The sequence below is a fragment of the Skermanella stibiiresistens SB22 genome, from assembly GCF_000576635.1.
Taxonomy (GTDB): Bacteria; Pseudomonadota; Alphaproteobacteria; order Azospirillales; family Azospirillaceae; genus Skermanella; species Skermanella stibiiresistens.
The window spans coordinates 166,381-187,643 of the sequence record NZ_AVFL01000003.1; the positions used below are offsets into that span (position 1 = coordinate 166,381).

Here is a 21,263-nt window from a genome sequence, read left to right on the forward strand (position 1 = left end):
TTTCTCAGCCCGGCAGGCAGGCGGGGCCGAGCGGTTCGAAGCTCTTGTAGGTGAGGATGAACTCGCGGTGCCCAAGCTCCTCGGACACGGTGCGCCTGCCCTCTCCCAACGACAGGACGAGGTCGCGGATCTCCCGTCCCACCTCCATCAACCCGGCCTTGCCCTCCAGGATGCGTCCGGCATCGACGTCCATGTCATCCGACATCCGGCGGTAGGTCTCGGGGTTGGCGCAGATCTTGACGACCGGCGAGATGGCCGAGCCGACGACCGAGCCGCGTCCGGTCACGAACAGGACGGCGTGCGCGCCGCACGCGATCAGTTCCGCGATCTCGGCGTTGTCGTTGATGTTGGGGAAACCGAAGCGGACCTCCCCGTCGGGAACCACGTCGAGCAGGTACAGCCCGCCCCGAGGGGGCCGGTCGCCGGGCTTGATCAGTCCGGTGATCGGCGAACCTCCCGACTTGGCGTAGGCGCCCATCGACTTCTCCTCGATGGTCGAGAGACCCCCGTCGGCGTTGCCCGCCGCGAAGGAGCCATAGCCGAGGGTCGCGTAGTAGCGGGCCGCCTTCTCGACGCTCTTCTCCAGTTCGATGCCGAGTTCGGGCGTCGCGGCACGGGCGGCCATGATGTGCTCGCAGCCGATCAGCTCGCCCGTCTCCTCGAAGATGCAGGCGGCGCCCGCCTCGACCAGCAGATCGAAGGCGACGCCGGCGGCGGGGTTGCCGGTGATGCCCGAGGTCCCGTCGGAGCCGCCGCAGACCGTGCCGACGATCAGCTCGGACGGGTCCATCGGAACGGTGGGGGCTCCTTCCCGTGCCTTCAACTGCTCGGCCACGAAGGCGCGGCCCGCGTCGACCGATTTCCGTGTCCCGCCCGCCGCCTGGATGACGACGGTGCGGACCGGCCGCCCGCTCTCGCGGACGCTGTTGGCGAGGCCCCATTTGTCGAAGCTCTCGCACCCGAGCGAGACGAGCAAGACGGCCGCCACGTTCGGGTGGGTGCAGAGCCTTTCCATCATGGTCTGCGCGTAGGGGTTCGGGTAGCAGCCAGGAAAGCCGATGACGTGGACGTCGGCGTCCTGGAACGGCGACGCGATCTCGCGCGCGACATGGTGCGCGCACTCGACCAGATATCCCACCACGATGATGTCGCGGATGCCCTTGCGGCCATCAGCGCGGAGATAGCCACGCATCAGCGGTCTCCCTCGCCCCGGTGGGGCGCGTCGGTCAGGTGATAGGTCGGGGTGTAGTCGCTCTTGACGTTGTGGACGTGGACATGCTGGCCCAGCGCGATGTCGAAGGTCGCTGACCCGATCGGCACCGCGTATTTGATGATCTTGTGGCCGGTCGGGATCGCCCGCCGCGCCAGCTTGTGGCCCAGCGGGAGATCTCCCGTCAGCGTCACCTCGGTTCCCATCACGGCGATCCGCTCGCCGGCCGGGATGCGCCGACGCGCCACGAAGACGTTGTCGCTCTCGTTGAGCAGCAGCAGCCTGTCATCGGAACCGGCCACGTCAGGCGGCCCTGACGGTGGCGCCGTAACCTCCCCGCCATGGATAGGCATCGCGGATCTCCTGTGTCAGCTTAAGTCCAAGACCGGGCGCGGTCGGTGGCAGGATGTGGCCGCCGTCGAAACGGATCGGCTCGACCAGCAGGGCGTCGCGCAGCGGGAAGCCCCAGGTCGGGATCTCCTGCACCATGATGTTGGGCTGCGTGAAGGACCAATGCACGTTCGCCATGACGGTGGCGCCGCTGCCCCAGGCGTGGGGCGCCACCCGGACCCCGAACAGGGAGGCCGCCGCCGCGATCCGCATGCATTCCAGCATGCCGCCCGAGGTGCAGGCGTCGGGCTGGACGATGTCGAGCGAGCCCGCCTTGAGGAAGTGGCCGAACTCTATCAGGCCGAAGGTGGTCTCGCCGCCGCTGATCGGCACCGGCGATTCCCGGCGAACCTCCGCCAGGCCCTCGTAGTCGTCGGCGGCGCAGGGCTCCTCCAGCCACGTGATGTCGTAGCGGTCGATCGCCTTGGCGAAGCGGATCGCGGTCTTGCGATCCCAGGGCTTTGGATGCGATCCCATGACGGCGTCGACCATGATCTGGATGTCGGGCCCAAGCAAGCGGCGGCAAGTCTCGACCTTCTCGACCGCCCGGTCAAGGTTGGTCGAGACGCGGATCTTGACCGCCGGGACCTTGTCGCGGACGTATCCGGCCATCTCGCGCTCCAGCGCGTCGGCCGGCTTCTCCTGGCCCGCCGAGGCGTAGTAGGGCATCCGCTCCTGGGCGAGGCCGCCGAGCAGCTTCCACGCGGGAACGCCCGCCTCCTGGCCCGCGATGTCCCAAAGCGCGTTCTCGATCGCGCTGATGACGTTGATCGCGGCCCCGACCCGGCCCCAATACTTGCACGAGGCGCGCATCCGCTCTGTGAGGAGCGCCACGTTCAGCGGGTTCTCGCCGACCAGGACGCCGCTGAAATGCTTGGCCACCGCGCCGGCGGCCTCCGGATAGAACCAGCCGCCCGCGTAGGTGTCGCCCAATCCCACGATTCCGGCGTCGGTGTGCACCAGCAACATCGACACGCTCGCCACGGTCATCTCGCCGCCGGACCAGCGCGTCGCCGAATCCTCCGACAGCGGGGCACTCAGGAGGACGCTCTCAACCCCAGTGATTTTCATTTTTGTTTTCTCTTGCAAAAACCGTTTTCACATTTAAGATGACCGGCATCAAGGTGGCTGTCAAGTTGTCAGAAGCGGCAATCGACCTCCTTCCAGATTCCATGACGAAGCCTCAACGAAAAATCATGTTCCGGTGAAAAACCGAGGCAACGACCCACAATGGGAGGAAACAACAATGAAGCGGATTTTCGCCGCCATGGCGGCGCTTTGCCTGATGGCATCCGGCGTGACCCATGCCGATACTCTGTCGAAGATCAAGAGTTCCAAGAAGATCGCCATCGCGATCGATCTTGGCGCCGCTCCTTTCGGCTCCTACGACAACGACATGCGCGAGGTCGGGTCGGATGTCGACACGGCAAAGCTGATCGCGGGCGGCCTGGGCGTCGACCTCCAAATCGTGCCCGTCACCAGCACCAACCGCATCCCATTCCTGCTCACCGGCAAGGTCGACGCCGTGATCTCCCAGTTCGGCATCACCGACGAGCGCAAGAAGGTGGTGGCATACTCCCTGCCCTACGCCTCGGTTCCCGTGATCCTCGCCGGGCCGCCGGACGCCGCCATCAAGGAGTGGGCCGATCTCGCGGGCAAGAGTGTCGTGGTCACCCGCGGCACCAACAACGATCTCGACGTGACGCGCAACGCGCCGGCCGGCACGAACATCGTGCGCTATGACGACGACGCGACCTCGATGACGGCGATCATCAGCGGCCAGTACGATCTGTTCGCGACCTCGCCGGCGCTGATCAACACGATCAACACCAAGAACCCGGCACTCAAGCTCGACCGCAAGTTCGTGATCCGCGACCTGCCGTTCGGCGTCGGCCTGCGGAAGCAGGACACCGACCTGAAGGAGAGCATCGACGGGATCATCCGGACCAACCTGTCGGATGGCAAGCTCTCGGCGATCTACCAGACCTGGCACAAGGAGACGCTGCCGGAAAGCGTGCTGGCCGCGAAGCAACCCTAGGGCTTGGCTTGGTATCCCGAAGACGAGAGGGGCTGAACCCCATGGCCTATGAGTTCGACTTCAGCTTCCTGGCCGATCACTGGCCGAGGCTGCTGCAAGGATTGTGGCTGACGCTGGCGATGTCGGGATTGTCGACGGTGCTGGGCTTCCTGATCGGCGTGACCGGCGCCATCGCCAGCCGGTACGGGTCGCCGGCGGCGCGGCGGGTGGCCTATGTCTATGTCGAGGTGGTGCGCAACACGCCGCTGCTGGTCCAGGTCTTCCTGCTGTATTTCGGCCTCTCCAGCATCGGGCTGCGCCTTCCGGTGTTCGCCACGGCGGTGATCGCCCTGTCCATCAACATCGGCGCCTATTCCACCGAGATCATCCGGGCGGGGATCGAATCGATAGCGCCCGGACAGATCGAGGCGGCGGAGTGCCTGGGCATGTCGCAATCGCAGATCATCCTGCGGATCGTGCTGCAGCCGGCGCTGGAACGCGTGTTCCCGGCCCTGACCAGCCAATACGTCCTGCTGATGCTGGCGACCTCGGTCACATCGCAGATCTCGGCGGAGGAGTTGACCGGCATCGGCAACCTGATCCAGTCGGAGACCTTCCGGTCGTTCGAGGTCTACGGGATCGTCGCCCTCTGCTACATCGCCCTGTCGCTTGTCGTGCGCGCCGGCCTGTTCGGCTTCGGCCTGCTGGCGTTTCCGCGTCGCCGGCGCCTCGGCACGGATTTGTGAGGTCGCGATGCCCGAGTTCGGACCCAATCAATTCGTCTTCCTGCTGCATGGGGCGGTCTGGACCATCGCCCTGTCGGTGCTCTCCCTGGTGATCGGCGCGGTTTTCGCCTTCGTCGTGGCCCTGTGCCGGATCTCCGGCAGCCGGACGGTGCGCGCGATTTCGGCCATTTACGTCCAGGCGATCCAGGGCACACCCCTGATGGTCCTGATGCTGATCAGCTATTTCGGCCTGAACATCCTGGGCGTCGACGTGCCGGCGCTGGTCGGCGCCACGATCGCGATGACACTCTACGTCAGCGCCTTCCTGGGCGAGGTGTGGCGCGGCTCGCTGCTGTCGATCCCCCGAACGCAGTGGGAGGCGTCGGAATGCCTCGGCCATTCGCGCGCGGCGCGGATGCGCCACATCATCCTGCCCCAGGCGGTCAAGATCTCGATCCCCCCGACCGTCACGTTCATGGTGCAGATCGTCAAGAACACCTCGCTCGCGTCGATCATCGGCTTCGTCGAACTGACGCAGGCCGGGAAGCTGGTCAACAACTCGACCTTCCAGCCCTTCGTCTGCTTCCTCTGCGTCGCGGCACTCTATTTCGCGGTCTGCTACCCGATCTCGCTGTGGGGACGGCACTTGGAGAAACAGTACAATGTTGTCCGCTGAAACCGGAACCACCACACCGGGAACCATCGTTTCCCTGCGGGGCGTCCACAAGAGCTTCGGCGATGTCGAGGTGCTGCGCGGACTGGATCTCGACGTCCGGATGGGCGAGGTCATCGCCTTGCTCGGGCGCAGCGGCTCCGGCAAGAGCACGGCGCTCCGCTGCATCAACGGGCTGGAGAAGATCCAGCGGGGCACGATCACCGTATGCGGTCACGAGGTGGCCCGGATGGGCCGCGACCTGCGTCCGCTGCGGAAGGACGTCGGCATCGTGTTCCAGAGCTACAATCTGTTTCCCCATCTCACCGTGGAGCAGAACGTCACGATCTCGCCCAAGCTGGTGAAGGGCGTCGACGCCAAAACGGCGTCGCTGCTGGCGGCCGACACGCTGGCCCGGGTGGGGCTGCTCGACAAGCGCGACGCCTATCCGGAGCAACTGTCGGGTGGTCAGCAGCAGCGGGTCGCCATCGCCCGCGCGCTCGCGATGGAGCCCAAGGTGATGCTGTTCGACGAGGTGACCTCCGCCCTGGACCCCGAACTGACCGGCGAGGTGCTGCGCGCGATGGAGCGCCTGGCGCGCGACGGCATGACCATGATCGTCGTCACGCACGAGGTCGCGTTCGCCCGCAAGGTTGCCGATCGGGTGGTGTTCATGTATCGTGGCCAGATCCGGGAGACGGGGCCGGCAAGTCTCCTCGACACCCCCCAGACGGACGAGTTGAAGCAATTTCTCGAGCACGATCTGTGACGGCCACGGCCATCGCCGATCGTCGTCATGGTGGGCGTCGGATAAGGATCGGGCATGGTTGAGCGCACGAAGCCCACACGGCGGGACGTGGCTTCGTCGGAGGACAGTGGCCGGGACACGCGCTATCACGCGCCGGCGCTCAAGAAGGGCTTGCTGATCCTCGAGACGCTGGCGGACTATCCGGCGGGCCTGTCCCTGACGGAGATCGCGAAGCGGCTGGGTTATACCGTCAACGAGATCTTCCGGATGGTGATCACCCTGCAGGAGCAGGGTTACATCCAGACCGGCGAGGACGAGAAGTATCGCCTGACGCTGAAGATGTTCGAGATCGCCCACCGCCAGCAGCCGGTGCACTCCATCGTCACCACGGCCCTGCCCCATATGCGCGAACTGGCGAACCAGACGCGGCAATCGTGCCATCTGGCGGTCTATTACGCCGGCCGCTCGATGATCGTGGCACAGGTCGACAGCCCGGAGCGCTGGACCTTCGGCGTCAAGGTCGGCTCGATCGTCGGGTTGCTCGACACGTCGTCGGGCAACGTGATGCTGGCCTTCAGCGGCGAGCGGGAACGGGAGCGCATGCTGGCGGCGCACGCCGCCCTGCCGGACGCCGAACCCTTCGACCGCGAGAAACTCGACAAGAGCCTGGCGAAGCTCCGCGAGAGGGGCTTCTGGATGGCCAAGAGCCAGCAGACGGTGGGCGTCACCAACATCGCCCGCCCGATCTTCAATCTGGATGGCAGCATCGCGGCCGTCCTGATCGTCCCGTTCATCGAGCGGCCGAAACAAGGCACCAATCCCGACCTGGACCAAGTCAACGCCCTGCTGACCCGGGTGTGCGACGTCATCTCCCGACTAATGGGCTATAACCCAGCCTAGGCCCAACTGGCGCCCTGCCCCTTTTGGACGGTTGCCGGACACGGGGAACGTCTGTACCTTCGCCTTCATGAGAACAAAACAAGAACACAGTCTTCCACAAGAACGCCGTGCCCTGGGCACGGTTCGGCTTCGCTGAGGAAACAGCGCCGGAACTTCCGGCCCCACGACGGAGGAAGCATCGTGAAGCAGTTCACGAGTTTAAAAGTGAAGCAGTTCACGAATTCGAACGTGAAGAAGGTCGCCAAGTTGGTCGCCGGCCGGAACGCGCGCCGGGTCGTCATCATCGGAGCCGTCCTATTGGCCGCGGCGGCGTGGCCGCGCGCGGAGGATCCCGGGCAAGTCCGGACGCTGGACGACGTCCTGGCGGAGTCGGGCGACTGTGAGGCGGAGTCGTTCGGCTTCGCCGAGGAGATCGTGCTGGCGCGGAGTGTCCCGGCGGTTGGAAGCGTCAATGACATCGGCGGTTTCGTCGCACGTCTCGACCGGCACGGCCGGACCCTCGCGATGATCGACGAGGCGGCTTACCGGGTCGGGGCTCCGGCGCGGTTGATGAGGGCCATGGCGGGCGTCGAATCCAGCTTCGACGCCAAGGCCAAGGCGACGACCAGTTCCGCCACCGGCCTTTACCAGTTCATCGAGGCGACGTGGCTGTCCAACGTCGAAAGCCACGGGCACAAATATGGTCTGGGCGGGCTGGCCCGCCATATCCGCCGGGGACCGCTAAACGAGCCGGTCGTCGATGACCCCCGGATGCGCGACAAGATCCTGGCGTTGCGCGAGGACGCCAGACTGAGCGCCTATCTGGCGGCGGAATTGACGATCGACAACACGCGGCGGCTGGAGAAGCTGCTGGCCCGCCCGGTGACCGGAACCGAGATCTACCTGACCCACGTCTTCGGCGTGACCAGCGCCGCCCGCTTCGTGAAGCTGGCGGAAACCGCTCCGGGCACGATCGGCGCGGAGATTTTCCCAAAGGAGGCCAAGGCCAATCCGGGACTGTTCCTGAGGCGGGGCAAGCCCGCGACGCTGGGCCAGATCCAGCGCCGGTTTGCGGTGAAAATGGCCAGGTTCGATCCGGCTCCCAGGAAACGGGCCCCGATGGAACAGGCGGGTGTGGAGCAGGTCGCCGCCGTCGAGGCGCGCTGACGGTCCCGGCCGGCATGACTTGCCGTCACGATGGCAGATCGATCGTTTCCCTCCGCCAGACTTCGAAGACCGGGACCGGTGCCCGCTTGCCCTTGACCGTGATCGGCGCCAGCGCCGATGTGGTGAACTCGGCGCTCTCCCCGATCGCGTCGCGGGCGCTCTCGCTCAGCAGGATCCGGCCGCGGCCGGCGTGGGAACAGAGCCGGGCCGCCAGGTTCACGTTGTCGCCCAGCACGGTGTAGTCCATCCGGTCGCTGCTTCCCATGGCCCCCATGACGACCTCGCCGACATTGATGCCGATGCCAAGTGCCAAGTCCCATTCCGGCCGCTCGTGGTTGAGCGCCGCGGTCTGTTCCTGGATGCGGATGGCGGCGCGCACGGCGTCGCCGACCATGTCCTCGCCCTGGAAGACCGCCAGGAGCTGGTCGCCGACATATTTGTCGACATCTCCGCCATGGCGCTGGACGATCTCCGCCTGATGCTGGAAGTACAGGTTCAGCATCTCGACCACGACCTCGGGATCGACCCGCTCGGAGAAGGCCGTGTAGCCCCGGATGTCGGAGAACAGCATGGTGGCGCGCCGCCGCTGGCCGCCCAGCTTGATGCCGCCGGTGCTGTCGCGGATCGCCAGCATGGTCCCGCCGGAAACGAATTTCTGAAGGTGGAAACGCTCGTTCAGGCCGACGACCATGTCGTCCATCCGCCGCGCCAACTCGCCGATCTCGTCATGGGAGCGCACCCCCCGGACCCGCGCCTGGAAGTTTCCCTTGGCGACCTCGCCCGCCACCCGGTCGATCTCGACGATCGGGCGGCTGATCCGGAACGCCAGGGCCAGGGCGCCAACCCCGGCCACGGCCAAGCCGACGAAGACCCAGTAGGACAGGCTGGAGATCATGCGATCGACCGCCAGGTAGGCGTCGCGCTGCCGTTTCTCCACCAGGATCGCCCAGTCGAAGGCGCGTGGGAAGGCGTAGGCGCCTAGCATCGGCTCGCCGTCCGGCCGGATGTAGGGACCGGCGGCGATCGTCCGGGTGCCGCCATTCAGCAGCCCAACCGCCTCGGCGGCCAGCGGGACGTCGCCGATGTCGGCGCGGGCGGTGTCGAACACCTCGCGGGCCCGGGCGTCCACGATGGTGATGGAGCCGGTCTTGGCGAAGGGATGGGCCTCCAGGAAATGCCGGGTGCGGTCCAGGTCGACCCGCACCGACAGGGCCGAGGCGCCGCCGGCGAACCGCGTCCTGAGCGGCAGGACGATGGTCGCCAGCCAGTCGTCGGTTCCTTGGACATGACTGACCTCGCCGGCATGGAACTCGCCGGCGGCGACGGCGGCCTGGACGGTCTCCTCCGGCAGCCTCAGCACCTCCAGCGGATCGAGGCCGGCGGCGGACAGCCGCTTGGCGAAGATGCCGTTGGTCACCACCACCGGGACCGCCGCCCCCTCGACCGTGATCTGGAGGGCGGCGAATTCCGGGATGTCCTTGATCCCCAGCGTCAGCAGGGCGATCTTCTCCGGCACTCCCAGGCGCTCGTCGTCGATCGCGTTGCGGATCAGCAGCAGCGGGGCCAGCCAGGTCCGTTCGGAGCGGTCGTTGATCTCGGACACGAGTTGCTCGGCGACGGCCAGCAACTCCCCATTGGCCGAGCTTTTCAACTCGTCCTGGGCGATCCGGATCATGCTTCGCCCCACGACGATGATCGGAACCACCGCGATCACGATCGCGAAGATCAGGAGCTTGTTGCGGAGGCTGACCCTGATATTCATCGCCGCCCCGGAGCGCGGGAGGCCGGGCGTTCGGCCGACTGTTCCGCCGTCAACTCGCCCGCCGGTTCGTCACGGGAGCGCACCGTGACCGTCATCGCCCCGACCGACTGGCCGCAGGAGAGGCCGGTTCCGTCGCGGACGGTCAACCTGACCTTGTAGGCCCCCGGTTTGTCGTAGGCGTGGCGCAGCTTCTCGCCCGCGCGCGAGGTGCCGTCCCCCAGGTCCCAGGAGTATTCGAGGGCGGAGCCGTCGGGGTCGGCCGAGCCGGAGGCGTCGAACAGCAGCTCGTCATGCGCGCCGCCGGCGAAGCCTTCCAGATCGCCGCCCAGACTGATCTGGGGCGGCGCGTTGACATGGATGGCGCTGACCGCGTCATCCGTGGCGCAGGGCGAACCGCTGTCGTCGGTCACCGTCAGCCGGACGGGATATCGCCCCGGCTGGCCGAAGGCGTGGGAGACCTTAGGGCCCTCGGCCGTGGCGCCATCGGCGAAGTCCCAGCGGTAACCCGTCAGCTTGCCATCCCAATCGACCGAACCGCCGCCGTCGAAGGCGACGACGTCCCCGGCGCAAACCGCGCGGTCCGGTCCGGCGGACGCCGAGGGCGGCCGATTGACCCGCAGGGCCAGCGCCGCGGCGCGCCGGCTGTTGGCGAGACTGGCGCCATCGTCGGCGGTCAGGACCAGGTTGTAGATCCCCGGATCGCGATAGGTGTGGGAAATCGCAGGCCCGGAGGCCTTGGCGCCGTCACCGAGATCCCACTCGAAGCTTCCGATCGCGCCATCGGCATCGCGCGAGCGGCTGGCGTCCAACCCGACCGGTTGGCCGAAGCAGGCCCCTCCCGCGACCGCGATCACCGGTGCCGGAGCGGCGTTGACGGTGACCGTCGAAGTGGCCGAGCTGGAACTGTTCGGCAGGCCGGCGTCGTCGGTCGCGGTCAGCGTCACCGTGTAGACGCCGCTCTCCCGGTACCGGTGCCGCGCCGCCATGCCCGTGCCGGTGGTGCCGTCGCCAAAGTCCCAGTCGTAGCGGCCCACCGCCCCATCCGGATCGGAGGAGCCGGAGCCGTCGAAAGCGACCTCCTCCTGAACGGCGACGAGCCGATCCGGACCGGCGACCGCGACCGGCGGCGCGTTGGCGACGATCCTGTGCTGGGCCGACACGGTGCCGCAGGTGGTGGCCCCCGCCGCCGGTTCCACCGTCAGGGTCGCCAGATAGACGCCGGGCTTGTCGAAGGCGTGCGCCACCACCCGCCCCTCGGCGGTCGCACCATCACCGAAGTCCCAGCGGTATGCCGCGATACCGCCATCCTCCCCCGCCTGGAACGGCGCCGGGCTGCCGACCGGAACGCGGTCCGGCGCCTGGATCAGGGCCACGGGAGCGGCGGCGACCTGGACCGACATCTCGTCCGTGCTGGTATTGTCGCACTGCCCGGCCTTGTCGCCCTCGATGGTCAGCAGGACGCGGTGGGTTCCCGGCTTGCGGTAGACATGGACCGGCCTCTCACCGCCGCCGACATTGCCGTCACCGAAGTCCCACGTGAAGCGATTGACCACCCCGTCGAAATCGTGGGAGCCGGAGCCGTCGAACCGCACCTCGGTGTTGGCGCAGACCTTGCGGTCCGGACCCGCTTCCGCGATCGGGGACTCGTCGACAACCACGACCAGACGGTCGGTGTGGGTGCTGTGGGCGAAGCTGGATTCATCCTCCACCGTCAGCGTCACGGGATAGACGGCACCCTTGCGGTAGGTCTTGGTGGGATTGACGGTCTCCGCCGCCGTGCCGTCGCCAAAGTCCCAGCGGTAACGCAGCAGGCCGCCATCCGGATCGGAGGACTTGCTGCCGTCGAACAGCACGGTATCCCCGGCGCAGACCTGCTTGTTGGCCCCGGCGACGGCGAGCGGCGGCCGGTTGATCGTCACGGTGAGGACCGTCGACGCCTTGCCGTTGGACAGGCCGGTGCCGTCATCGACCGACAGCGAGACAGGATAGCTGCCGCCCTCGGCATAGGTGTGGGTGACGCGGACACCACCGGCGACCGGCGAGCCATCACCCAAATCCCATCGATAGGTCAGCGGGTCACCGTCCGGGTCGGCCGAGGCGGAGCCGTCGAATTGGATCACCGTGCCGCCGCTCAGGATATCCGGCCCGGCCGCCGCGACGGGCGGCGCGTTGACGCGGATCGCCACCGTGTCCTGGGCGGTGCCGTTGAAGGCTCCCGAACGATCCGTCACGGTCAGGCGCGCGGTGTGGGTTCCCGGCTTGTCGTAGCGGCGGGTCGTCTCGCAGCCGCTGGCCTTGCCCTCGACATCGTCGAAGTCCCAGCGGAACGTCGGCCCGTTGCCATCAGGGTCATGGGAATCGCAGCCGTTCAGCCTGACCTGGGCACCGGGTGCCGCGATCAGGTCGGGTCCGGCGTTGGCCACCGGCGGCGCGTTGACGAAGACCAGGGCCTCGTCGTAGTCGACGGCGTCGGCTTGGCCGGTGTCGTCGCGCACCGTGAGGCGGACACGGTAGGTCCCGGCATCGGCGAAGCGGTGCGACACCTGGCGCCCGCCGGCGGCGGCGCCATCGCCGAATTCCCATTGCCAAACCGCGATGTCGCCGTCCGGATCGAGCGACCCCTGGCCGGAGAAAACCACGGTCTGACCTGGTGCCGCGATCTGGTCCGGGCCGGCGTCGGCGATGGGTGCGGCGTTGACAAGCACCCGCGTGGCGTCGCTGGCGGAGCTTCGCGGCGTCCCGGAATCGTCGGTCACCGTCAGCCTGACGACATAGGCGCCGACCTTGCGGTAGACATGGGACGGCGTCCGTCCCGTCCCGGTGGAGCCGTCGCCGAAGTCCCAGTCATACCGTGCCACCACGCCGTCGGGATCGCTGGACCCGCCGCCATCGAAGTGAACCTCGCTGGCGGTCACCAGTTGATCCGGTCCGGCATCGGCGACCGGAGGCGCGTTGACCACGACGGTCAGGTCGTCCTCCCCCGTGTTGGTCGAGGTCCTTGACTCGTCTGTCACGACCAGCCCGACCCGATAGGTTCCAGGATTCCGATAGGCGTAGGTCACCCGCGGACCGTCACCCTTGGCGCCATCGCCGAAGTCCCAGGCGTGGTCGATCAGCACCCCATCGCGATCGACGGACCCGGAAGCGTCGAACGCGATCACCTCGCCGACCGCGACCCGGCGATCCGGGCCGGCCGCCGCCACCGGCGGATCGTTGACCACGACCCTCAGCGCCGCGCGCCCGACGCTGTTCGCCACACCGGCGTCATCGCGAACCTCCAGGCCGACGCGGTAGGTTCCAGGCTTCTCGAAGGCGTGTTCGACGGTCCGACCGGCGGCCTTGGTCCCGTCGCCGAAGTCCCAGGCATAGTCGGTGATACCGCCGTCGATGTCATAGCTGCTGCCGCCGTCCAGCCTCAGCACCTCGCCGACCGACAGCCTGGCGTCGGTTCCCGCCACGGCCACCGGCGGCGCGTTGACCTGGACCAGCACCCGCGCCGTGCCGGAGTTACAGGGAGCGGGAGTGTCGTCCTCGACCGTCAGGGTCACGACATGGCGGCCGGGTGTCGTGAAGGCGTGGCGGGCCTTGACCCCGTCGCTCCGCCCGCCATCGCCCATGTTCCAGGAATGACGCGTGATCGGGCGGTCACCAGGCTGCGAAGCCGAGCCGTCGAAGGCGATCGTCTCGCCCGGCGCCGCCACCCGGTCGGGACCTCCGACCGCCGTGGGAGGCCGCTTGAGGAAAATGTCGAAGGGCAGGACCGAGCCATTGCCGACGGCACCCGAGCCATCCAGCACCCGGAGCCGCCCGGCATGGGCGCCGGGAGTTTGGAAGCGGTGGATGACGGTGCGTCCCTCGCCTTCCGCGCCATCGCCGAATTCCCAGCGGTAGCGTAGCGGATCACCGTCCGGATCAAGGGTCTTCGAGGCGTCGAACGCGACGGAATAGCAGTCGGCCAGCGTTTCGATCCGGGCATCGGGTTGCGGGCGCTGGTTGGGCCGGCGCGCCCGAACCGGCAGCAGGATCGGCACCGCGCGCCCGGCCGCGTCCGTCACGGTGAAGGTGGCATCGTTCGGGGATTCGTCACCGCCCGAGAACAGGATCGCGGCCAGGGCGCCCCGCTCCTCCGCGCCGATCTGGACCGTCGAGGATTTCCAGTCACCCTGTCCCGATGCCGCCAGCGCCTGGGTCCGGAAGGTGGAGGCGAACGTCACCTCGCCATTGGCCGCGTCGAAATTGCGGATCCTCAGGGCTGTCGCGTCCTCCGGCACCTTGAAGCGAAGTTCCGCCAGCGAGCGCCGATCCGGCATCCGCACCGTCGGACGTTCCACCAGCACCTCCAGGCCCGGCGCCTCAAGGTTGCGGTGATCACGCAGGCTCAGCGTCGCGGTGAACAGGTTGGCGTCGTCGCCCCCCACCCCCTCGACCTCCAGCCGGAACACCCGGCGACCGTCGACGACGACCGCGTCCGCCGGGTCCAGGGCGCCCAAAGTGGTCCATTTGCCGTCGGTCGCCGGATCGGCGCCGAAGGTCCGCGTCATCAGCACGGCATCGGAGGCTCCGTACACGCGGAACCGCGCCTCGGTATCGGGCTTGCCGTAGACAAGGTCGAAGTCTCCCCCGAGATCGGGATCGAACACCCTGACGTAGAGCTTGTCCGTGATCCCCGTCGGGACGGTCAGCAGGATGACTTCCCGATGGTCGTCATCGCCCTCCTGCGGCAGGGCCTTCGGTCCGTAGGTCACGGACAGGGGCCGCTCCGGTGCCGCCTCCTGCGCCAAGGCGGATGGAATGGACAGGAGGAAAGCCAAAAATGCCGACGACAGAAACCGCGACCCGATGCCGTGCCCCACGCTTTCCTCCCTGCCCCGATGTTTTCCTGGTCTCAGTCGAACCGGTAGCGCCGGCCATTGCCGACATAGTCCTCCAGCAGAACGTCCTTCAGAACCGCGGCTCCACGGGTACCCGCCGGAAGCGTCAGCGTCCCCCGGTAGGTGCCTCCCCCGTCGCTCAGCCGCAGGTAATCGGTGAATTCCGCGCCGCCGACCGCCACCGTGACGGCGGCCGCCTGCCGAAGTCCGGAGCTGTCGCGGGCCGTGACCTCGACGGTCAGCCGGCCACCCTTCTCCACCATCTTGGGCTCGACGCCCCGTCCGGTCAGTTCGGGCGGGTCCTGATCCAGGGTGACTTGCCAGCGCTCGATCCCGGTGTTGCCGACTTGGTCGGTCGCCTGCATCTCTATCCGGTTGGGACCAGCCACGAACTGGACCCGCTCGTCGAAGCGCCCGTCGGACAGGATGATCGGCTTGCCGTTCAAGGTCACGGAAGCGTCCGCCTCGACCTTCCCCGAGAGCGCCAGCCAATCGACACCGGTGACCGGAGGCGGCTCGGCATCGGCCTCGATCCGCGGCGCTTCCCTGTCGATCGACGCCTGGAAGCCGTCCTCGGTCACGACGCCATTGCCGGCCGTGACCGACAGCGCCAAGTCCTCCCGCTGGTCGGCCAAGGGCACCGTCAGGAGAAAGCGGCCCTGTCCGTCGCTGAACGACGAGGCCCGCAGCGGTCCCGCAGATGACCGAACGCCGATCCGCGCGTTGGCCTCGGTCACGCCCGACAGCGTCAAGGGGCTGCGGTTGGTCACGAAATGGAGCGGACCCAGCCTGGGCAGCGACGCGTCGTAGATCACGGCGGCCTTGCCTGCGGGAGTATGGACGAAGCCCCGCGTCCGCTCCGTCCGGTTGCCGGCGCGATCGACCGCCGAGATCGCGATCTGATTGACGCCTTGCGCGGGGTTGATGGTCGTCTCGAACGATCCGTCGGCCGCGATCTTCAACTCCTCGCCCCGGAAGGTGATCAGCGCGTCCGGCTCGGTCGATCCCCTGACAGTGACCGGCGTCTCGCGCAGCACGGCGTTGTCGGCGGGTTCCGCTATCGCCAGATAGGGCGGCACGGTGTCGGTCCTGATGTTGAACCGCCAGGTCTCGCTCCGCTCGCCCGGCAGGCCGAACTTATCCAAGGCCGCGACGCGCCAGTAATACGATCCGATGCCGAGGCCCGCCGGCTCCAATCCGGTTTGCCGCAAACCCCACTGGCTGGCCACCACCTGCTGGAACACGCTGTCCCGCCCGACCTCGACCCAATAGCCCGTCGCGTCCGGGACAGGGGTCCAGGCCAGCATGGCCCCAGCGTTGAAGATCGTGCCATCGTCGGCCGGGCTGACGAGGTCGGGCTTGGCCAGCACGCCGACCGCGTCGGCCGGTGCCTGTCCCGTCCGCACCACGGTTCCCTCGTTGCGACCCAGCGTGACGCTCGCGCCATTGGCGGCGACCTCCAGCGTGGCGTCGTCGTAATTGGTGAACTTGGAACCGCGGCGGTCCCGCTCGACCCAGAAGCTGGTGGAGTTGATCTTCGTGTCGACGTCGGGGATTTCCAGGTCGAAGGTCTTGCGCCGGCTCTTGCCGGCCAGCAGGGCGTAGAAATCACCCTCGATCAGATTGACCTTGGCCTCTTGGGCGCGCTCCAGCGGATCGGCGCGCATCCGGATGATCAGCGCCTCCGAATTGGCGCTGAGCCGCAGGCGGCTTTCGTCGAGGAACGTTATCTGGGCGGTCGAGCGCGACAGGGTCCGCACCCGCTCCTCCTCGGTCAGGACCGACCTGACGGGGCGGTCGCCCCAATCCAGATCGCGCGGACGGCGGCCTTCCACCTCTCCTTGCCGGTCGCTCAGCAGCGCCTCGACGGCGGTATCGCGCGCCTTCGACGCGGCCTCCAACGCCTTGTCGGCCGCCCGCTCCGCCCCACCCGCCAGCTTGACCGCGGATTCCCAGTCACCTGCCTGCCGCCGCGCCTGGGCCTGGGCGTGGAGCGACACCGCCTCGTCGATCTGGTCGGCGGCGAAGACCTTGGCGCCCGCCTGGGTCGCGGTCTGGATATGGTCGAGCGCCGAGGCCAGGGCGCGGGTGGCGCGGCCAATCTGGGTGACGGGGATCCGCAGCTCGACTCCCGGCTTGGCGTCGGCCAGCGACGCCAAGCCGCTCGCCTTCAGGATCTCGGTCCATAGGTTGGGATCACCGAGGTGCTGATTGGCGAGATCGCGGAGGTTTTGCCCCTCCTTCAACACCACCCGCGTCATGCTGTCGGTGGCGGCTTCGGCTGATGGAGGAGGAACGAGGGCCAGCGGGGCCAGCAGGAGGACGGCGGCGATCCAGCCCACGCGGCATCGCCCTCGGACGCAACGGCCCTGAACGCTTCCGCCACACTCCGCCATCCGATCCGGCACCTTCGATGAGGTAATCTTCGAGCCTTTTTATCACTGACGGGAGAAACTATCGCTTTCTCAAAAGGGGGGTATTTAGCGCAATATGACCCTTTGGTACGTTCGCCAGCGAAGGGCATGTGACTGTGCGGGGTCCGGAGTTGATCCCGGCCAGTCCATCATCCCGAACGCGTCGCCCGCGGAAGGCGGCGGCGTTCGGGCGGCTCGACGGTGATGGCGTCCGGGAAGGCCAGCACCTGACCGTCCTCGCCAGCTGGCGATGCCGATGCCCGTCCGGTGGAGGAGTGGGTGAACCTGGCTCGGTATCGAGTTGGGGAGACACCCATGATCCGTCGGAACGTCGCGCTGAACGCGCTATCGGACACATAGCCCAGCGAGGCGGCGATGGAGGATACGGGTTCGCGGCTCCGCCGCAGCCTCGCGGCGGCGAGCCGCATCCGCCAGCGCGCCACGTACCACATCGGCGAGACGCCGACGCTTTCCTTGAAATGACTGGCGAAAGCGGACCGGGACTGGCCGGCCAGGGATGCGAGTTCCGCCAAGGTCCAGTCATGGACCGGATCCGCGTGGATCGCCTCGAAAGGCTTGCCGATGCGGGGGTCCGCCAGCCCGGCCAGCCAGTTTCCGGCCAAAGGCGGGAGATCGGCGACATAGGCTCTGAGCGCATGGATGAACATGAGCCGAAGCATGTCATTGCACGCGAGGAGGGATCCCGGCCCCGCTCTCCGCCACTCCTGGTCAAGCTGCTCCAGTAGCCAGCGCACGGCGGCGGCGGCTTCGCCCGAAATGACGAGCGAGGCTGGTAGGACATCGGTGAGGATCGCTCCGTTGACGGTGTCGAAGCACACGCTGCCGCCGATCAGATGCGTATCGTCGCCGTCACCGCAATGGCCGCTCTGGCCAAAGCCGCCGAAGACCCTTTCGGCCGGCACCGGCCGCACATCCGGCGAACTGGCGAGCGTGAACTCGCCTCGGACGACGACGAAGCAGTCACCCTCGTCGAGGTGCCGGGGCGGCAGGCCGTCGCTCGCGGCGAGCCAGCACGAGCCCCGGCGCAGGGCGCAGAATTTGATGTGATCCGGTGCCGGGAAGCGGATGGCCCAGTCCCCTCCGGCGGTCAGCGTCACCGATGCCAGGGCGCAGGCGTCGACCAGTCGAAGAACATCGGAAAGAGCGTCATTGGGCGCATTCTGGACGATCACGACAGAATACCGGACGTGGATGGATGGCGTATCACGCTTTCTTAACCGAAAATCGTCCCAAGCACCAAGCATAACGGGGTAATCGATGATAACGCCTAGTCAAAAGCCGATCGGATCCGGCTTCGGCGCCGCCACGACGGCGGCCGACGTGGTCCGGGAGGTCGATCTGAGCGGGCACACGGCGATCGTCACGGGCGGTTCCTCCGGCCTCGGTTTGGAAACGACCCGCGCGCTGGCGGGCGCGGGCGCCACGGTCATCGTTCCCGTCCGTGACGCGTCGAAAGCGTCGGCGGCGCTGGCCGGCATCAAGCGTGTCGAGTTGGAAGCGTTGGAACTGGCCGATGCCGCCTCGGTGGCCGCGTTCGGCCAGCGCGTCGTCACGTCGGGCCGCCCGATCTCGATCCTGATCAACAGCGCGGGCATCATGGCGACGCCCCTCATGCGGGACGCCGAGGGGCATGAGGCGCAGTTCGCCACCAATCACCTCGGTCATTTCCGGCTCACGGCCGCACTTTGGCCGGCTCTCAAGGCGGCCGGCGGAGCGCGCGTCGTCTCGGTCTCCTCGCGCGGGCATCAGATCGCCGGGGTCGACTTCAACGATTTCGACTTCAAATCGCGCCCCTATGACAAGTGGACCGCCTATGGCCAGTCCAAGACCGCGAACGCGCTGTTCGCGATCGGCGTGGACCAGCGTGGCGAGCGGGACGGCATTCGGGCTTTCTCCCTTCATCCCGGTCAGATACCGACCGATCTGATGCGTCATCTGAGCCCGGACGAGATCGCCGGCTTCGACGCCTTCGACGGCGAGGGCCGCCCGCGGATCGACCCCTCGCGCGGGATGAAGACGGTCGAACAGGGAGCCGCGACCAGCGTCTGGTGCGCCACGAGCCTGCGGCTGGCCGGCATCGGCGGTGTCTACTGCGAGGACTGCGACGTCGCGGTCGTCCACACCAAGGACACGGGCCGGAAGGGTGTCCATTCCTGGGCGGCGGATACCGAACTCGCCGACCGCCTCTGGCGGATCTCGGAACGGTTGACCGGGGTCGCTCCCGCTTGATCGCGCCACCTTGATCACGAGTTGCGACAGTCGAATTTCCAACCTTAGAAAGGCTGCTGACCATGCCAACCATCACCACGCGCGATGGCGTCGAGATCTTCTTCAAGGACTGGGGACCCAAGACGGCCCAGCCGATCATGTTCCACCATGGCTGGCCGCTGTCCGCCGATGACTGGGACACGCAGATGCTGTTCTTCCTGGCCAACGGCTATCGCGTCGTGGCTCATGACCGTCGAGGGCATGGGCGCTCGACACAGGTGGGCGACGGTCATGACATGGACCACTACGCCGCAGACGCGGCGGCGGTCGTCGAACATCTCGACCTGCGGAACGTCGTGCATGTCGGCCACTCCACCGGCGGCGGCGAGGCCACACACTACGTCGCGAAGCACGGACAGCCGCAAGGGCGCGTCGCCAAGCTGATCATCATCGGCGCGGTTCCGCCGATCATGGTGAAGACGGCGGCCAATCCGGGTGGTTTGCCGATCGAAGTGTTCGACGGCCTGCGCCAGGCGCTCGCCGAGAACCGGTCGAAGTTCTACGTCGACCTGCCGGCCGGTCCCTTCTACGGCTTCAACCGGCCCGACGCCCAGCCGATCCAAGCCGTCATCGACAACTGGTGGCGTCAGGGCATGATGGGCGGAGCCAAGGCCCACTACGATGGCATCAAGGCGTTTTCGGAAACCGACTTCACCGAGGACCTGAAGGTGATCGAGGTGCCGACGCTGGTCATGCACGGCGACGACGACCAGATCGTGCCGATCGCCGACAGCGCCCCGCTGTCGGCGAAGCTTCTGAGGAACGCCACGCTGAAGGTCTACGAGAAGTTTCCCCATGGCATGTGCACCACCCATGCCGACGTGGTGAACCCGGACCTGCTCGCGTTCATCAGGGGCTAAGTACGGGAAGGGCTGAACCACGGGGCCGGCGCCTAGGGCGCCGGTCTCCCATCCATCAGCAAAAGGATACGGTTTCATGAGGATCGTGGTCATCGGCGGCAGCGGGCTGATCGGATCCCGCACCGTCGACCTTCTGCGGCGAGCGAGTAACGACGTGATCGCCGCCTCGCCAAGTACCGGCGTCGATACCCTGACCGGCGAGGGACTGGCGGAGGCCCTGGCCGGCGCGGAGGTCGTCGTCGACGTCGCGAACTCGCCCTCGTTCGAGCCGAATGCGGTGCTCGCCTTCTTCGAGACCGCCGGACGCAATCTCCTGGCCGCCGAGCGCGGCGCTGGCGTGCGTCATCATGTGGCGCTGTCCATCGTCGGCACCGACCGCATGCCGGACAACGGCTATTTCCAGGCCAAGCTGGCGCAGGAAAAGCTGATCGAGCGTTCGGGCATACCCCACAGCATCGTGCGCGCGACCCAGTTCATGGAGTTTCTCGGCGCCATCGCCGACTCCGCCACGGTCGCAGACGTGGTCCGTCTTCCGGACAGCCTGTTCCAGCCCATCGCCGCGGACGATGTGGCCGCCATCGTGGCGGAGACGGCGACCGGGACACCGCGGAACGGCCACTTGGACGTAGCGGGACCCGACCGTGCTCCCTTCCACCGCATCGTCGCGCGCTATCTCGAGGCGATCGGCGATACCCGCGCCGTGTCGAGCGACCCGGAGGCGCGGTATTTCGGCGGCACGGTCGGGGAGATGTCGCTGGTGCCGCTCGACGAAGCCAGGATCGGCCGCATCTCCCTCGACCATTGGCTGCGCGGGCGCCATTCCACCTGAAGTCATCAATCGGATAGAGACGACATCATGAGACAAATCATCCTTCCGTTGCTCTTGAGCGTCCCGCTTGCCGGCGCGGCGTTCGCCGATGTGCCGGGAGCCAAGAATGCGAAGATCACGCTTGTCTACGAGCATCCGCTGCCTGAAGTGCCGGGCAAGAGCATTCGCGGGGTCCTCGTCGAATATGGCCCCGGCGGGCATTCGCCATCGCATACCCATGCCAAGTCGGCGATCATATACGCGACCGTCCTGGAGGGCGCCGTGAGGAGCCAGATCAACGGCGGACCGGTTCGGACCTTCGAAGCCGGCGAAAACTTCACGGAGTTGCCCGGCGACCATCACGGCGTCAGCGCGAATGCCAGCGAGACCAGACCATCCAAGCTGTTGGCCGTGTTCGTCGTCGACACCGACGAAACCGAACTGACCATCCCGGACCCGAAATGACCCTTC

17 protein-coding genes are annotated in these 21,263 nt (G+C 67.3%); 10 read left to right on the forward strand and 7 right to left on the reverse strand.

From position 1 onward, the window contains the following. Positions 1 to 4: 4 nt before the first annotated feature. The 3 genes from N825_RS05885 to N825_RS05895 are packed head-to-tail and all read right to left on the reverse strand — an operon-like array spanning position 5 to position 2,671. Complete coding sequence (locus N825_RS05885; RefSeq protein ID WP_037448231.1) at positions 5 to 1,192, reverse strand: UxaA family hydrolase; 1,188 nt, start codon at positions 1,190 to 1,192, stop codon at positions 5 to 7. Further along, positions 1,192 to 1,512 (reverse strand): UxaA family hydrolase, encoded by a 321-nt coding sequence (locus N825_RS05890; RefSeq protein ID WP_037448233.1) that lies wholly within the window; start codon positions 1,510 to 1,512, stop codon positions 1,192 to 1,194. The genes N825_RS05885 and N825_RS05890 overlap by 1 nt, the downstream gene beginning before the upstream one ends. Position 1,513: 1 nt before the next feature. After that, positions 1,514 to 2,671 carry a mandelate racemase/muconate lactonizing enzyme family protein gene (locus tag N825_RS05895; protein ID WP_037448235.1) on the reverse strand — a complete coding sequence of 386 codons (1,158 nt, stop codon included), beginning with the start codon at positions 2,669 to 2,671 and terminating at the stop codon, positions 1,514 to 1,516. Positions 2,672 to 2,846: 175 nt separating this feature from the next. On the opposite strand from N825_RS05895, the gene N825_RS05900 reads away from it, so the two are divergent. The 6 genes from N825_RS05900 (at position 2,847) to N825_RS36230 (ending at position 7,788) form a co-directional block, all read left to right on the forward strand. After that, a complete protein-coding gene (locus tag N825_RS05900; RefSeq protein WP_037448237.1) occupies positions 2,847 to 3,638 on the forward strand; it encodes a transporter substrate-binding domain-containing protein in 792 nt (263 codons plus the stop codon). 41 nt (positions 3,639 to 3,679) lie between these two features. Then, the gene (locus tag N825_RS05905; RefSeq protein ID WP_037448240.1) at positions 3,680 to 4,363 is read left to right on the forward strand and encodes an amino acid ABC transporter permease; all 684 of its coding nucleotides are present in this window, start codon (positions 3,680 to 3,682) and stop codon (positions 4,361 to 4,363) included. A gap of 7 nt (positions 4,364 to 4,370) precedes the next feature. Next, the gene (locus tag N825_RS05910) at positions 4,371 to 5,018 is read left to right on the forward strand and encodes an amino acid ABC transporter permease (protein ID WP_037448243.1); all 648 of its coding nucleotides are present in this window, start codon (positions 4,371 to 4,373) and stop codon (positions 5,016 to 5,018) included. Continuing rightward, positions 5,005 to 5,763, forward strand: coding sequence for an amino acid ABC transporter ATP-binding protein (locus N825_RS05915; RefSeq protein ID WP_051511604.1), 759 nt, complete (start codon positions 5,005 to 5,007; stop codon positions 5,761 to 5,763). The genes N825_RS05910 and N825_RS05915 overlap by 14 nt, the downstream gene beginning before the upstream one ends. Before the next feature lie 54 nt (positions 5,764 to 5,817). Further along, on the forward strand, positions 5,818 to 6,642 hold the full coding sequence (locus N825_RS05920; RefSeq protein ID WP_051511605.1) for an IclR family transcriptional regulator: 825 nt from the start codon (positions 5,818 to 5,820) through the stop codon (positions 6,640 to 6,642). A gap of 204 nt (positions 6,643 to 6,846) precedes the next feature. Then, the gene (locus tag N825_RS36230) at positions 6,847 to 7,788 is read left to right on the forward strand and encodes a transglycosylase SLT domain-containing protein (RefSeq protein WP_051511606.1); all 942 of its coding nucleotides are present in this window, start codon (positions 6,847 to 6,849) and stop codon (positions 7,786 to 7,788) included. A 25-nt stretch (positions 7,789 to 7,813) separates the two neighbouring features. Here N825_RS36230 and N825_RS36235 read toward each other — a convergent pair whose 3' ends face one another. The 4 genes from N825_RS36235 to N825_RS05945 all read right to left on the reverse strand — a co-directional run bounded on the left by N825_RS36235 (position 7,814) and on the right by N825_RS05945 (position 18,028). Next, positions 7,814 to 9,550 carry an adenylate/guanylate cyclase domain-containing protein gene (locus N825_RS36235; protein WP_051511607.1) on the reverse strand — a complete coding sequence of 579 codons (1,737 nt, stop codon included), beginning with the start codon at positions 9,548 to 9,550 and terminating at the stop codon, positions 7,814 to 7,816. Then, entirely contained in the window at positions 9,547 to 14,403 is a 4,857-nt protein-coding gene (locus tag N825_RS05935) for a PKD domain-containing protein (protein ID WP_157619002.1), read from the reverse strand. The genes N825_RS36235 and N825_RS05935 overlap by 4 nt, the downstream gene beginning before the upstream one ends. Positions 14,404 to 14,435: 32 nt before the next feature. Then, entirely contained in the window at positions 14,436 to 16,763 is a 2,328-nt protein-coding gene (locus N825_RS05940) for a FecR domain-containing protein (RefSeq protein ID WP_037448246.1), read from the reverse strand. Positions 16,764 to 16,984: 221 nt separating this feature from the next. Then, positions 16,985 to 18,028 carry an AraC family transcriptional regulator gene (locus N825_RS05945; protein WP_063833638.1) on the reverse strand — a complete coding sequence of 348 codons (1,044 nt, stop codon included), beginning with the start codon at positions 18,026 to 18,028 and terminating at the stop codon, positions 16,985 to 16,987. An 85-nt stretch (positions 18,029 to 18,113) separates the two neighbouring features. On the opposite strand from N825_RS05945, the gene N825_RS05950 reads away from it, so the two are divergent. From N825_RS05950 to N825_RS05965, 4 genes are all read left to right on the forward strand, one after another. Beyond that, positions 18,114 to 19,085, forward strand: a complete 972-nt coding sequence (locus tag N825_RS05950) for an oxidoreductase (RefSeq protein ID WP_037448247.1) — start codon at positions 18,114 to 18,116, stop codon at positions 19,083 to 19,085. Between the two features lie 62 nt (positions 19,086 to 19,147). After that, entirely contained in the window at positions 19,148 to 19,984 is an 837-nt protein-coding gene (locus N825_RS05955; RefSeq protein WP_037448250.1) for an alpha/beta fold hydrolase, read from the forward strand. Between the two features lie 76 nt (positions 19,985 to 20,060). Beyond that, a complete protein-coding gene (locus N825_RS05960) occupies positions 20,061 to 20,813 on the forward strand; it encodes an SDR family oxidoreductase (protein WP_037448253.1) in 753 nt (250 codons plus the stop codon). A gap of 27 nt (positions 20,814 to 20,840) precedes the next feature. Next, a complete protein-coding gene (locus N825_RS05965) occupies positions 20,841 to 21,257 on the forward strand; it encodes a cupin domain-containing protein (RefSeq protein WP_037448254.1) in 417 nt (138 codons plus the stop codon). Positions 21,258 to 21,263 lie beyond the last annotated feature (6 nt).